The sequence below is a fragment of the Mycobacterium sp. E735 genome, assembly GCF_001666955.1.
Lineage (GTDB): Bacteria > Actinomycetota > Actinomycetes > Mycobacteriales > Mycobacteriaceae > Mycobacterium.
The window spans coordinates 1-13,979 of the sequence record NZ_LZIX01000270.1 but is presented as its reverse complement, the minus strand read 5'-3'; the positions used below and the strand labels follow the sequence as shown (position 1 = coordinate 13,979).

General features: G+C 68.9%; 10 protein-coding genes and 2 pseudogenes. 6 read left to right on the top strand and 6 right to left on the bottom strand.

Annotated elements, in window-relative coordinates; genetic code table 11:
• The first annotated feature begins 28 nt into the window (after positions 1-28).
• Positions 29-1,174 (top strand): acyl-CoA dehydrogenase family protein, encoded by a 1,146-nt coding sequence (locus A5704_RS22265; RefSeq protein ID WP_067891134.1) that lies wholly within the window; start codon positions 29-31, stop codon positions 1,172-1,174.
• 111 nt (positions 1,175-1,285) lie between these two features.
• Complete coding sequence (locus A5704_RS22260; RefSeq protein ID WP_067756791.1) at positions 1,286-1,750, top strand: CD225/dispanin family protein; 465 nt, start codon at positions 1,286-1,288, stop codon at positions 1,748-1,750.
• Positions 1,751-1,768: 18 nt separating this feature from the next.
• On the opposite strand, the gene A5704_RS22255 is transcribed toward A5704_RS22260, so the two are convergent.
• Both A5704_RS22255 and fadD4 read right to left on the bottom strand, forming a co-directional pair.
• The gene (locus A5704_RS22255; RefSeq protein ID WP_067891091.1) at positions 1,769-2,716 is read right to left on the bottom strand and encodes an enoyl-CoA hydratase/isomerase family protein; all 948 of its coding nucleotides are present in this window, start codon (positions 2,714-2,716) and stop codon (positions 1,769-1,771) included.
• A gap of 3 nt (positions 2,717-2,719) precedes the next feature.
• Positions 2,720-4,237 carry a fatty-acid--CoA ligase FadD4 gene (fadD4, locus tag A5704_RS22250; RefSeq protein ID WP_067756797.1) on the bottom strand — a complete coding sequence of 506 codons (1,518 nt, stop codon included), beginning with the start codon at positions 4,235-4,237 and terminating at the stop codon, positions 2,720-2,722.
• 161 nt (positions 4,238-4,398) lie between these two features.
• On the opposite strand from fadD4, the gene A5704_RS22245 reads away from it, so the two are divergent.
• On the top strand, positions 4,399-5,514 hold the full coding sequence (locus A5704_RS22245) for a sensor domain-containing diguanylate cyclase (protein ID WP_082950470.1): 1,116 nt from the start codon (positions 4,399-4,401) through the stop codon (positions 5,512-5,514).
• Here A5704_RS22245 and A5704_RS22240 read toward each other — a convergent pair whose 3' ends face one another.
• The 3 genes from A5704_RS22240 to A5704_RS22230 form a co-directional block, all read right to left on the bottom strand.
• A complete protein-coding gene (locus A5704_RS22240; RefSeq protein ID WP_067756800.1) occupies positions 5,515-7,344 on the bottom strand; it encodes a phosphoenolpyruvate carboxykinase (GTP) in 1,830 nt (609 codons plus the stop codon).
• A gap of 143 nt (positions 7,345-7,487) precedes the next feature.
• Positions 7,488-9,065, bottom strand: coding sequence for a hypothetical protein (locus A5704_RS22235; RefSeq protein ID WP_197505012.1), 1,578 nt, complete (start codon positions 9,063-9,065; stop codon positions 7,488-7,490).
• Positions 9,062-10,132 (bottom strand): hypothetical protein, encoded by a 1,071-nt coding sequence (locus A5704_RS22230; RefSeq protein WP_067756807.1) that lies wholly within the window; start codon positions 10,130-10,132, stop codon positions 9,062-9,064. Before A5704_RS22230 ends, A5704_RS22235 begins: the two co-directional genes overlap by 4 nt.
• A gap of 170 nt (positions 10,133-10,302) precedes the next feature.
• Between A5704_RS22230 and trmB the strand changes: the two genes are divergently transcribed.
• The 3 genes and pseudogenes from trmB to A5704_RS22215 all read left to right on the top strand — a co-directional run.
• The gene (gene trmB / locus A5704_RS22225) at positions 10,303-11,094 is read left to right on the top strand and encodes a tRNA (guanosine(46)-N7)-methyltransferase TrmB (protein WP_197499087.1); all 792 of its coding nucleotides are present in this window, start codon (positions 10,303-10,305) and stop codon (positions 11,092-11,094) included.
• A 9-nt stretch (positions 11,095-11,103) separates the two neighbouring features.
• Positions 11,104-11,811 carry an NYN domain-containing protein gene (locus tag A5704_RS22220; protein WP_067756824.1) on the top strand — a complete coding sequence of 236 codons (708 nt, stop codon included), beginning with the start codon at positions 11,104-11,106 and terminating at the stop codon, positions 11,809-11,811.
• A 58-nt stretch (positions 11,812-11,869) separates the two neighbouring features.
• Positions 11,870-13,804, top strand: a pseudogene (locus A5704_RS22215) (MMPL family transporter); the annotation flags it as partial.
• 44 nt (positions 13,805-13,848) lie between these two features.
• Here A5704_RS22215 and A5704_RS29870 read toward each other — a convergent pair.
• Positions 13,849-13,935, bottom strand: a pseudogene (locus A5704_RS29870) (MMPL family transporter); the annotation flags it as partial.
• Positions 13,936-13,979 lie beyond the last annotated feature (44 nt).

The window sequence follows — 13,979 nt, the reverse complement described above, 5'->3', positions numbered from 1 at the left end:
GGCCAATATGGCACACGTGAGAAGTGAGCTGAACGACGAAGAAGAGATGCTCGTCGCCACGGTGCGGGCGTTCATCGACCGGGACGTCAAACCGACGGTCCGTGAGATCGAGCACGCCAACACCTATCCCGAGGCGTGGATCGAGCAGATGAAGCGGATCGGCATCTACGGCCTGGCGATTCCCGAGGAGTACGGCGGTTCGCCGGTCTCCATGCCGTGCTACGTGCGGGTCACCGAGGAATTGGCCCGCGGGTGGATGAGCCTGGCCGGGGCGATGGGCGGGCACACAGTGGTGGCAAAGCTGCTGACGCTGTTCGGGACCGAGGAGCAGAAGCGGGCCTACCTGCCGTCGATGGCGACCGGCGAGCTGCGGGCCACCATGGCGTTGACGGAGCCGGGCGGCGGCTCGGACCTGCAGAACATGACGACGACGGCCCTACCCGACGGTACGGGCGGCCTGCGCATCAACGGCGCCAAGACGTGGATCAGCAACGCGCGGAGGTCCGATCTGATCGCGCTGCTGTGCAAGACCGATCCGAACGCCGCGCCGCGACATCGGGGCATCTCGATCGTGCTCGTCCAGCACGGCCCGGGCCTGACGGTGTCGCGAGACCTGCCCAAGCTGGGCTACAAGGGCGTCGAATCCTGCGAGTTGTCGTTCGACGACTTCTCCGCGCCGGAGTCGGCGGTGCTGGGCGGCCGGATGGGCGAGGGCTTTTCGCAAATGATGAAGGGCCTGGAAACGGGGCGCATCCAGGTCGCCGCCCGCGCGCTGGGCGTGGGCACCGCGGCGCTCGAGGACGCGCTGGCCTATGCGCAGCAGCGGGAGAGCTTCGGCCGGCCGATCTGGAAGCACCAGTCGGTGGGCAACTACCTGGCCGACATGGCGACCAAGTTGACCGCCGCCCGTCAGCTCACCCGCTACGCCGCCGAGCGGTACGACAGCGGCGAGCGCTGCGACATGGAGGCGGGCATGGCCAAGCTGTTCGCCTCCGAAGTGGCGATGGAGATCGCGCTGAACGCCGTGCGGATTCACGGCGGCTACGGCTACTCATGCGAATACGACGTGGAGCGTTACTTCCGCGACGCGCCCCTGATGATCGTCGGCGAGGGCACCAACGAGATTCAGCGCAACGTGATCGCCGGGCAGCTCGTCGCGCGCGGTGGCATCTGAGTCCGAATGTGCGGGCTTGACGCCCTGGTGTGCTGTATATTTGCCTGACTTCTGGCACCAGCAAAGCGGCGCGGGAGTAAAAGTCACTGCGACGAAGGAAAGTCGGCTGCCATGAGTTATCCCCCAGGGCCGTACGAAGGCTCGCCGGAATGGCAGGGTCAGCAGCCGGAATGGCAGGGTCAGCCGCCCGGTGGGCAGGGGCAGCCGCCGGGTTGGCAGGGCCAGCAACCGGGTTGGCCGGGCCAGCAGCCGGGTTGGCAGGCGCCGCAACCGGGCTGGCCGGGCCAGCAGGAGCCGGACAACTACCTCGTCTGGGCCATCCTGTGCACCGTGCTGTGCTGTCTGCCGTTCGGAATCGTGTCGATCGTCTACTCCACCAAGGTGTCCGGACTCTGGTCCCAGGGGCGCTACGCCGAGGCGCAGGCCGCCGCCGACAACGCCAAGAAATGGGCCATCATCGGCGCCATCGCGGGCGCGGTGTTCGCGGTGATCATGGTGATCCTGTATGTGGCGATCGGCGTGATCGCCGTCTCGAACCTGCCGTCGACCACGACCACGACGTATTCCGGCTTCTGACAACGCTTTAGGCGAGTTCTAGTCGCGGATCGCGTCGACCAGACCCCAGGCCAGCGCCGTTTCGGCGTCGATGGTGCGCCCGGACAGCACGAGATAGGCGGTGCGCCACCGGCCGATTCGGCGGGTGACGCTGAGCGTCCCGCCGGCGCCGGGGATCAGCCCCAGCTCGAGTTCGGGAAGGCCGAACACCGAATCCTCCCGCGCGGCCACCCATCCGCAGAACGCCGCCATCTCCAGCCCGCTGCCCAGCACGCGGCCGTGCACCTCGGCCCGGCAGGCGTCACCGAGCCGGGCGGTCAGCGCGACGAGCGCCAGCGCGGGGCTGTGCCGGGTGCGGGCCAGGTGCGCGCTCGCGGGGTCGGCGAAGGTGCCGAACTCGGCGAGGTCGCCCCCGCTGCAGAACGACGGCCCGTTGCCGCGCAACACGATCCCGGACACGGACGGGTCCAGTAGCGCGACGGTCAGCGCCTCCAGAAGCGCGGCGCGGGCGTCGGTGGAAAACGCGTTGTGGCGCTGCGGCCGGTTGAACGCGATGCACACGGTGTCGCCGTCGCGGTGGGCCAGCACCGGGTCGGCGATGTCGGGCATCTCGGCCGGACCGCGTTCGCCCAGCCAGCGCGCGAATTCGGGTCCGGCCTGCAGGGTCGAGTACGCCAGCGATTCGATCACCACCCCAGCCAGCGCCGGGCCGCCCGGGTCCACCCCGCGCAGCACATCGTCACAGAGGCTGCTGGCGTGCGGCCAACGACGACACCGCGCGGTCAGCCGCGCGAGCGCGTCGGGAACCGACTCGACCGTGATCGCCCGCCGATCGTGACAGCGGTCCTCGGTGACGGTGAAAGTCGCTGCCTCCAGCCAGGATTCACAGCGCTCGAGGTCGGAAGCGGCGCCGTGCGCCAGGATCACCCCCGGCGGGGATGCGGGACCGGCATCCGGCGGGCTCGCCAGGTCCACCACCTGGAGCATGGGTCACACCGAGTATTTCTCGATCAGCCCGTTCTTGTAGAGCTTGCCGGTGTCGGTGCGCGGCAATTGCGTCTCGAACGCGATCGATTTCGGACATTTGTAGTGCGCCAGTCGGTCTCGCAGCCAGGCCAGCAGCTCGTCGCCGAATTCGTCGGTGGCGTCACCCGGGTCGACGGTCTGCACGGCGGCGAGCACGCGTTGCCCCATCTCGTCGTCGGGAACCCCGAACACGGCCGCGTCCAACACCTTCGGGTGGGTGACCAAGAGGTTTTCGGCCTCCTGCGGGTAGATGTTCACCCCGCCCGAGATGATCATGTGGTGGCGCCGGTCGGTCAGGTACAGGTAGCCCTCCTCGTCGAGGTAGCCGATGTCGCCGACGGTGGCCCAGCCGTGCTTGCTGCGGGAGGCCGCGGTTTTCGTGGGGTCGTTGAGGTATTCGAACGAATATCCGCCCTCGAAGTAGATCTCTCCGGCCTGCCCGGGCGGCAGCTCGTTGCCGTTCTCGTCGAGGATGTGCAGGGCGCCCCCCATCGGTTTGCCGACCGAGCCGGGGTGCGCCAGCCACTCTTCGGCGGTGATCAGCGTCGACCCGTGCGCCTCGGAGGAGGCGTAGTACTCGTCGATGATCGGCCCCCACCAGTCCATCATCTGCTTCTTGATCTCCACCGGGCAGGGCGCCGCCGCGTGCATGACCCGCTGCAGGCTGGACAGGTCGTACGAATTACGCACCGCCTCAGGCAGTTTCAGCATGCGGGTGAACATCGCCGGGACGAACTGGCCGTGCGTGACGCGGTGACGCTGGATGGCGTCGAGGCAGCCCTCGGCATCGAATTTCTCCAGCACCACCGTCGTGACCCCGCCGGCCTGCGCGCTCATCGACCACACCGAGGGCGCCGTGTGATACAGCGGCGCCGGGCTCAGGTAGATCGAGTCCGGGTTCATCCAGAAGCTCACCAGCGCCGACATCATGCCGGGCGCCTCGGACGGCGGAACGTGCGGCAGTTCGCGTTTGATGCCCTTGGGCCGGCCGGTGGTGCCCGACGAATACTGCAGCAGGTCGCCCTCGAGTTCGTCGTCGATCGGGGTGTCGGGCTCGCCCGCAACGCATTCGGGGTAGCGCTGCCAGCCCTGGAGTTCGTCGTCGGCGATCAGCAGCAGCCCGGGCAGGCCGCCGGGCAGGTGCTCGGCCAGGTTCTCGCACGTCTTGCGCAGCGCCGCCGACCCGATGATCGCCTTGGCGGCGCTGTTGTCGATGATGTAGGCGGCCTCGGCCGCTGTCAGGTGCGTGTTGATCGGCACGTAGTACAGGCCGCTGCGCCGCGCCGCCCACATCACCGCGTGGATGTGTTCGTTGTTCTCCATCAGGATCGCGACGGCGTCGCCCTCGACGAGGCCGGCCCGCCGGAAGTAATGGGCCAGCCGGTTGGCCCGCGCCTCGAGCTCGTCGAAGGTGATGACCGTGCCGGAGGGGTGGAGGATGACGGCGGCCTTGCCGGCGCCGAGGTACTCGCGAATCTGCATGGGCAGACTGTACCGCCGAAAAACTTGACGGGTGTCAAGTGGTCGGGCGCCGGGGCCGCGGGCCCCGGATCGGTACTCGTGCAGCGCCGATCGGGTTGAGGTACCGTCCCTTGCACGACGCGGTTTCGGAGCGGCCGGTCGGTCTTGGTACGGAGGTGCCCATGGAGGCGGCTGAGCGCCTGTCCGCCCCCGCCGCGTGCTGCTCGCCGACCGGCCGACTCGGCGTTTACGACTATGTCGACGGCATGGAGCGCCTGCTGCAGGCGGTCCAGGAATTGTCGCTGGCGCGCAGCCTGCCGGAAATTCAGCGCATCGTCCGGACCTCGGCGCGTGAGCTCACCGGCTGCGACGGCGCCACTTTCGTCCTGCGCGACGACGACGCCTGCTACTACGCCGACGAGGATGCCATCGCACCGCTGTGGAAGGGCAGCCGCTTCCCGATCGAGATCTGCGTCAGCGGGTGGGCGATGCGCAACCGCGAGGCCGCGATCATCCCGGACATCTACCGGGATTCCCGTATCCCGCAAGGCCTTTACCGCGCGACCTTCGTCAAGAGCCTGGTGATGGTCCCGATCCGCAAGCTCGACCCGATCGGGGCGATCGGCAACTACTGGGCGCACCGGCATCCGCCGTCCGAGCAGGAGGTGCGCCTGCTGCAGGCCCTCGCCGATTCGACGTCGATCGCCATGGAGAACGTCGCGGTCTACTCCGAACTGGAACAGCGGGTGCGCGACCGCACCGCCGAGCTGGAAAGGGCCAACGAGGAGATCAGCCGGCTGTCGGTCACCGACGAGCTGACCGGGCTCAGCAATCGCCGCGGCTTCTACCTGCTGGCCGAGCAGAAGCTTCGCGGGGCGCACCACCTCGGGCACAACTGCGTGCTCGCCTTCCTCGACGTCGACGGGCTCAAGCGGGTCAACGACGAACAGGGACACGACGTCGGCGACGCGCTGATCAAGGACGTCGCCGAGGTGCTGCGCCAGGTGCGGCGCGAGTCCGACATTGTCGCCCGCCTCGGCGGCGACGAATTCTGCGTCATGATCACCGAACGCGACGCCGGCACGGCGGAGGTCAAGGAACGGCTCGCCGAGGCGTTCCACACTTTCAACGAGACCAGCGACCGCACCTACCGGCTGTCCGCCAGCATCGGCCTGGTGCAGGCGCCCGTCGCCGAGCACGCGACCCTGGACGAATTGCTGGCCCGGGCAGACGAATTGATGTACGCGGAGAAGAGGACCAGCCCCACCCGGCGCGCGGGTGGGGACCGCAGGCGCTAGCTAGCCGGCGTCGGCCAGCCGCTGCTTGAGCGCCTCGAACTCGTCCTTGACGCCGGTGGGCAGCTTCTCGCCGACGAACTCGAACCACTCCTCGATCAGGGGCAGCTCTTCGCGCCACTCGGCGGCGTTGACCGCGAGCGCCTTCGTGACGTCTTCGGCCTCGACGTCCAGGCCGTCGAGATCCAGGTCGGCCGCGGTCGGCACGATGCCGATCGGGGTGTCCTGACCGCCGGCCCGGTGCTCGATGCGGTCGACGATCCACTTCAGCACGCGGCTGTTCTCGCCGAAGCCCGGCCAGAGGAACTCGCCCTGTTCGCCGCGGCGGAACCAGTTGACGAAGAACACCTTCGGCAGCTTGGACTCGTCGGAGTTCTTGCCCAGGTCGAGCCAGTGCTGGAAGTAGTCACCGACGTGGTAGCCCAGGAACGGCAGCATGGCCATCGGGTCGCGGCGCACCGTGCCGACCTTGCCCTCGGCGGCGGCGGTCTGCTCGCTGCCCATGGTGGCGCCCATGAACACGCCGTGCTGCCAGTCGCGGGCCTGCGTCACCAGCGGCACCGTGGTCTTGCGGCGGGCGCCGAACAGTATCCCCGAGATCGGCACGCCCTGCGGGTCGTCCCACTCCGGCGCCAGGATGGGGCACTGCGACATCGGGGTGCAGTACCGCGAGTTCGGGTGGGCGGCTTTGGTTTCCGTCTCGCGGATGTACCAGTCCTGGCCCTTCCAGTCGATCAGGTGGTCCGGCTCGCCCTCCAGGCCTTCCCACCACACCTCGTCGTCGTCGGTCAGTGCGACGTTGGTGAACACGGTGTTGCCCGCCGCGATGGTGCGCATCGCGTTGGGGTTGGACTTCCAGTTGGTGCCCGGCGCCACCCCGAAGAAGCCGAACTCCGGGTTGACCGCGTACAGCCGGCCGTCCTTGCCGAACCGCATCCAGGCGATGTCATCGCCCAGGGTCTCGGCGCGCCAGCCCGGGATGGTCGGCTGCAGCATCGCGAGGTTGGTCTTGCCGCAGGCCGACGGGAACGCGGCGGCGAAGTAGTACGCCTTGTTCTCCGGGGAAATCAGCTTGAGGATCAGCATGTGCTCGGCCAGCCAGCCCTCGTCGTGGGCCATCGCCGAGGCGATGCGCAGCGAATAGCACTTCTTGCCCAGCAGGGCGTTCCCGCCGTAGCCGGAGCCGTAGCTCCAGATTTCGCGGGTCTCCGGGAAGTGGGTGATGTACTTGGTGTCGTTGCACGGCCACGGCACGTCCTTCTGGCCGGGCTCGAGCGGGGCGCCCACCGAGTGCAGCGCCTTGACGAAGAACCCGTCGTCGCCGATCTTCTCCAGGGCGGCCTTGCCCATCCGGGTCATCGTGCGCATGGAGACGACGACGTACTCCGAGTCGGTGATCTCGACGCCCAGCTTGGGGTCGTCGGCGCCGAGCGGGCCCATGCAGAACGGGACCACGTACATGGTGCGGCCGCGCATGCAGCCGCGGTACAGGTCGGTCATCAGCGCCCGCATCTCGCCCGGGTCCATCCAGTTGTTGGTGGGGCCGGCGTCGATCTCGCGCTCGGAGCAGATGAAGGTCCGCGACTCGACACGCGCAACGTCCGACGGGTCCGACAACGCCAGGTAGGAATTGGGGTGCTTCTTCTCGTTCAGCTTCGTGAACGTGCCGGCCTCGACCAGCTCGCCGGCCAGCCGGTCGAACTCTTCGGCGGAGCCGTCGGTGAACACCACGCGCTCAGGCTGAGTGAGCTCGGCGACCTCCCGTACCCACGACAGCAGCCCCTGATGGTTGGTGGGCGCGGTGTCCAAACCGGGAATGGTCGCTGAGGTCATCGAAATCTCCTGAATCCTTCTGCGTACTCGTACATCTCTTCAATTGCGTATGTGCTCGACCACACAGCTGCTTGAATGGTGGCGTTAACTACAGGTTATCGTGAGCACCTTGTCGGGGAAGCCTCGGGCAGGTATAAGCCTTCTCACAGCAACGATTCAGAAGCTTCCCCGGCATCCGCATCACCGCTGAAAGAAGCGGGTTTTTCGGTTGCCTCGTCCGCCGCGGCTTTTTCCACGTCCGAAACGGAATCGTCGGACGTAGATATACCCGCTTCACCGAGTTCCGCACGCACCGCCTCGAGGGCCGCCAGCACCGTCGGCAGCTCGCGGTCCCGGGCGGCGGCGTCCCGCGACGCGGCCGTGGCGTGCGCGCGCAGCTCGCGGTCGATGGCGTCGACCTGGTCGCTCACCTGGGCGTTTTCGACCTCGTCCTGGGCCAACACGGCCTTGCTGAGCACCGACTCGGCGACCAGGACGCGGGTGGCGACCAGCTCCTCGGCCACCGACCGCAGCGAGGAGGTGACGTCCCCCGCCCAGCGGTCGAGCAGCGCCCGGTCCCGCAGCAGGCTGCGGATGTGGATGACCAGCAGGGTGACCGCCAGGCCGATCGCCACGCATGTGACCGCCGCGGCCACCGACAGGGCGGGGCTGAGCCGAGCGGCCAGCCCGCCCATCAGCCGGCTCAGGGTCAGCGCCACGCCCAGGCCGAACCCGGCGCCCAGCAGCAACATCAGCCAGGTCTCGTGCCGCCGCGCTTTCAGCGGGGGCGGCGGGACGTCGACCGTCGGCAGCTGCTCGAGGGGCGGCAGGGCCGTCGCGACGCCCACCACCTGCGCGACGTCCGCGAGATGGGTGGCGGTGCCCTCGTTCACCTCGGCCACCACCTCGTCCAGCCGGCCGCGGGTGTGGGCCTCGAAGCCGGCCATGCTGCGCCGGGACAGACCGGCGGCGTCTTCCTGCAGCTCGCTGCGCACCGACGAACACCGGTTGCGCGCGAAGTGCGACAGCTGAACGCGCGCCTGCTGGATCTGACCGCGCAGCGTGACGGTGCGCTCGGTCCTCGCCTCGCGCCGCTGCCGCAGCGCGGTGCTGCGCTCGTCGCGCAACGCTTCCACCCGCGCCCGGCGCCCCGCGCCGTCGGCCTGGCGGTCGAACCGTTCCGCGACGGTGGCCAGCCGAGACTCCCAGGCCCGCAGCCTGTTTCGGCGATCGAGCTCCGGGTCTGCCAGCCGCGCCGAGACGGCCTCCGCCAGGTCGTCGACGATCGGCTCGCCCAGGTCGGGTTGCGCGGCCGCGCCCACCCAAGGCACCCCGGCGTAGCGCGGCGCATGCGCGGCCAGCGTCTCGCGGTCGGCGGCCAGGACGTCGCGCCAGCCCCGATGCACGTCGATCTTCGACACCGCCGCCACCACCGCATCGGTGTGCGCGGCGGCGGCGTCCAGCAGCGCGCAGTCGGACGGCGTGAGGTGCGCCGCCGCGGAAACCACGAACACCACGGCCAGCGGCACGTCGCCGGGCCCCAACTCCGACGACTCGACGAACTTGTGCCCCGGCAGCCGTTCCCGCAGCGCCGCGGCCACCGCGCTCACCCCCGCCAGCCACGGTCCCGTCACCAGCACCACGTCGCGGCGGTGCACGGCGGGAGGGTCCAGCTCCGGCCCGATGCTCGCAACCAGGGCGTCCACTCGGGCAATCGGATCATCGGGCGTGTCGGCGCTCACCGCCAGTCCCCCGGCAGCGACCCGCAGGCCCGCGACCACAGGCGCATCGATCCCCGCGCGATGTCGTCGCCGCAGGCGCGGTGCAGCTCGCTCGAGGTTGTGCGGCTGTAACGCTGCCACCGCACCGCCCGCGGCAGGTGCGCGGACGGGTCGCGGTCCCAGTCGGCGGGCCCCGCCACGCCCGGGTTCAGCCCGGCCGCCTCGGCAAGGTCGACGGCCGCCGCCATCCGTGCGACCACGGTGTCGTCGTGGGACAGGAACGCGCCGATCGTCTCGTCACCGACCGCCAGGGCCTCGAGCTCCGCGGCGGCGTCCAGCACCCGCCGGTAGCGCGCCTCGGCGCCGGCGACCGAGATCTTGGACAGGACGGCGTCGATCCCGCTCGTCCGGCGCAGCAGGGCCCGTAGCTGCGCGGTGGTCCTGCCCTGCCGCGCCGCCGCGACCCCGAGCGCGATGCCGAACAGGTCCAGGCTGTTCAGCAACCGCATCCGCACGCTGGTCGACAGGGGGTTGTCGGCCGCCAAGAACCCGGTGAAAGAGCCGTCGAGGCACTCGGCGGCGCCCGGATGCGCGGCCAGCGTCCGCAGCGCCGACCACAACGAGTCGTCCAGGCCGTCGAGCGCGGCGACCGCGAGCAGGCCGCTCACCGGCAGCATGGGCACACCGATCCGGGCGGTCAGCTCCGCACAGCGGCTGCGCGCCGCCGCGATCGGCCCGTCCCCGCCCGACAGCGACCCGACCAGGTCCGCCTTGTTCAGCACCGCAAGCACCGGGCGCCCGGCGCCGGCGATCGCGTCGGCGTCTTCGGGCTTGGCCACCTCGGCGAGCACCTGGACGACGACGTCGGCAGCACGGCCATCCGCCGTGCTCACCGCGATGCCCGCGGCGGCGCCGGCGCGGGCCAGCGCCCGGGCGACGGTGCCGCGCCCGACGCCGGGGCGGCCACGAACGAGCACGGCCAGCGGCGCGGCCGTCCGCTCCGCGATCGCCGTCACGCGCGGGTCGGGGTGGCCGGCGGCGAATCCCGCCAGTTCGTCGACGAAATCCTGGTGTCCTTGTCCCCTCATCGTCCCCTCATGCTTCACGTTCGGTTCGATGGATCCGACCCGGGGGCCGGTCGGGTCCCACCGAATGGTGGCACTTGCGTCACTTTGATGCGAGCCACCGTCTGACTGTTACCAGCTGAAGGCAACTGTTGGGTATCAATCCGGACCAGGGGCGGCTACATCACACGTTTATGCGCCACCATGGACAAATGCATGCGCAACCCGGGGTGGGAGTATGGCGCGCCGTGCCCCAGGAGGAATCGGACGACCGTCGCGACCAGCGCCTTCTTCCGGCATCGACCTTTCGCTCCCGGCGATCCGCCCTTTCCGACGCCCAGCGGCAGACCTGGGAACGGCTGTGGCCGCAGCTGGGCCTCTCCGTCGGCACCCAGTCCGCGACGGACGAAGGCGGCATGGAGCCGGCACTGGACACCCGCGCATGGTTTGGCCGCGAGGCGCCCCTGGTGCTCGAGATCGGTTGCGGCAGCGGCACCTCGACCGTGGCGATGGCCAAGGCCGAACCCGATATAGATGTGATCGCGGTGGAGATCTACAAGCGCGGGCTGGCGCAACTGCTGTGCGCGATCGACCGCGAAGGGGTCGGCAACATCCGCTTGATCCGCGGCAACGGCGTTGACGTGCTGCAGCGGCTGATCCCGCCGCGCTCGCTGACCGGAGTCCGCGTCTTCTTCCCCGACCCCTGGCCGAAGGCCCGCCACCACAAGCGCCGGTTTTTGCAGCCGGGCACGGTTGGCCTGATCGCCGACCGGTTACTCCCTGGTGGTGTCCTGCATGCGGCGACGGACCACCCCGGCTACGCCGAGCACATCGGTGCCGTCGGCGATGCCGAGCCGCGGCTGCGCCGCGTCGACCCCGCGAGCAGGCTCCCGATCTCGGTGGTGCGGCCGACCACCAAGTACGAGACGAAGGCCCACGAGGCGGGCAGCGCCGTCACCGAATTCATCTGGCTGCGACATGAGTAGGCGATGACCATGAGCCTGGCGGAAGAACAGACCGCGGCAGCAGAACCCCTGGCGGTGTTGTCCGACGACGCGTCGCTGGGCAGCTTCTCACCGCCGGGTGGCCGTGTCTTGCTGGTCTGGGACGCGCCCAACCTCGACATGGGGCTCGGCTCGATCCTGGGCAGACGACCCACCGCCCTGGAGCGCCCGCGGTTCGACGCCCTGGGCCGCTGGCTGCTGGCGCGTACGGCCGAGGTCAGCGCGAGCCGGCCCGGTGTCGTGGTCGAGCCCGAGGCCACCGTGTTCACCAACATCGCGCCGGGCAGCGCCGACGTCGTCCGCCCCTGGGTGGACGCGCTGCGCAACGTGGGGTTCGCCGTATTCGCCAAGCCGAAGATCGACGAGGACAGCGACGTCGACCGCGACATGCTCGCCCACATCGAGCTGCGGCGCAGCCAGGGGCTGGCGGCGCTGGTGGTGGCGTCGGCCGACGGGCAGGCATTTCGCCTGCCGCTGGAGGAGATAGCCCGCACCGGAGTCGCCGTCCAAGTCATCGGATTTCGCGAACATGCGAGTTGGGCGCTAGCGTCGGATACCTTGGACTTTGTCGACCTGGAAGACATCAGCGGTGTGTTCCGGGAGCCGTTGCCGCGAATCGGCCTAGATTCGCTGCCTGACCAGGGAGCATGGCTGCAGCCGTTCCGGCCGCTGTCCGCTCTGTTGACCGCGCGTGTGTGACACTGGCTTGGAAACCGAGACACCACGCGGGTCGTTGACGATCCAGTAAGGAGCTTGCGTGTTCGCCTGGTGGGGTCGAACTGTGTACCGGTATCGGTACATCGTGATCGGGGTCACGGTAGCTCTGTGCCTGCTGGGTGGCGTCTTCGGGATGAGCCTGGGCAAGCATGTCACACAGAGCGGCTTCTACGACGAGGGCAGCCAATCCGTGAAGGCCTCGGTGCTGGGCGACCAGACCTACGGCCGCGACCGCACCAGCCACATCGTCGCCACTTTCACCGCCCCGGAGGGCAAGACGGTGGACGACCCGGCATGGCGGGACAAGATCGTCGCCCAGCTCAACAAGTTCAAGACCGACCACGCCGACCAGGTGGTGGGCTGGGCCGGCTGGCTGGCCGCGCCGGACAGCACCAATCCCCTGATCAAGGGCATGGTCAGCGAGGATCGCAAGCACACGTTCGTTTCCATCCCGCTCAAGGGCGACGATGACGACACGATCCTCAACAACTACAAGGCGATCGCGCCCGATCTGCAGAAGCTCGACGGCGGGACGGTGGCGCTGGCCGGCCTCGAGCCGATCGCCAACGCCCTGACCGGCACCATCGCCACCGACCAGCGGCGCATGGAGGTGCTGGCACTGCCGTTGGTGACGGTTGTGCTGTTCCTGGTCTTCGGCGGCGCGATCGCCGCCGGCCTGCCCGCCATCGTCGGCGGGCTCAGCATCGCCGGCTCGCTCGGCATCCTCCGCCTCGTCGCCATGTTCGGGCCGGTGCACTTCTTCGCCCAGCCCGTGGTCTCGCTGATCGGCCTCGGTATCGCCATCGACTACGGACTTTTCGTCGTGAGCCGGTTCCGGGAGGAAATCGCCGAGGGCTACGACACCGAGGCGGCCGTGCGCCGAACGGTGATGACCGCCGGGCGCACCGTCACGTTCTCGGCGGTGCTGATCATCGCCTCGAGCGCCAGCCTGCTGGTGCTGCCGCAGGGCTTCGTGCACTCGCTGACCTACGCCATCTTCGCCGCGGTGGGGCTGGCCGCGCTGCTGTCGATCACGTTCCTGCCGGCCTGCCTGGGCATCCTCGGCCGCCACGTGGACGCGCTGGGCGTCCGGACCGCGTTCCGGGTGCCGTTCCTGCGGAACTGGAAGTGGTCGCGCGCCTACCTCAACTGGCTCGCCGACCGGCTGCAGAAGACCAAGACCCGCGAAGAGGTCGAGGCCGGCTTCTGGGGCAAGCTGGTCAACTGGGTGATGAAGCGGCCGCTCGCGTTCGCCATCCCGATCGCCGTCGGCATGATCCTGCTCGTCATCCCCCTGGGCAACCTGTCGTTCGGTGGCATGAGCGAAAAGTATTTGCCGCCGAACAATTCGGTGCGCCAGGCCCAGGAGCACTTCGACAAGCTCTTCCCCGGATACCGCACCGAGCAACTCACGGTCGTCATTCAGAGCACCAACAACAGCAAGGTCACCGACCAACAGGTCGCCGACATCCGCAACCGGATCTCCTCGATCGGTGGCTTCACCGACAAGACCTGGGAGGAGCGGCCCTGCCCGACGATCGCGGGCAACCCCTGCGTCGCCGGCCCGAACGGGACGACGGTGCCCAAGGACGGCTCGGTGCGGGTGATCCAGAACGGCCTCGTCAATAAGAACGATGCCGCCAAGAAGATCAGCGAGCTGCGGGCGATAAACCCGCCGAAGGGCCTCAACCTCTATGTCGGCGGCACCCCCGCGCTGGAGCAGGACAGCATCCACAGCCTGTTCGACAAGGCTCCGCTGATGCTGGTCCTGTTGCTCACCGCGACCATGCTGTTGATGTTCCTGGCGTTCGGATCGGTGGTGTTGCCGATCAAGGCCGCGGTGATGAGCGCGCTGACGCTCGGGTCCACGATGGGCATCCTGACGTGGATCTTCGTCGACGGGCACCTGTCGCATTGGCTGAATTTCACCCCGACCCCGCTGATGGTGGTGCTGATCGCGCTGGTCGTCGCGGTGCCGATGCGGATGGCCTCGGCGGTCGACATGCCACGTTCGCGCGCCTCGACCATGCGGGACACCAGGAACACCTCGTAGTCGGTGGCCAGACCGAAGCCCACCGCGACGACCAGCGCGATCAGCACCACCATCAGCGGGGTCGGGGTGAAATTCAGCCAATGCGACAGGTGCCCGT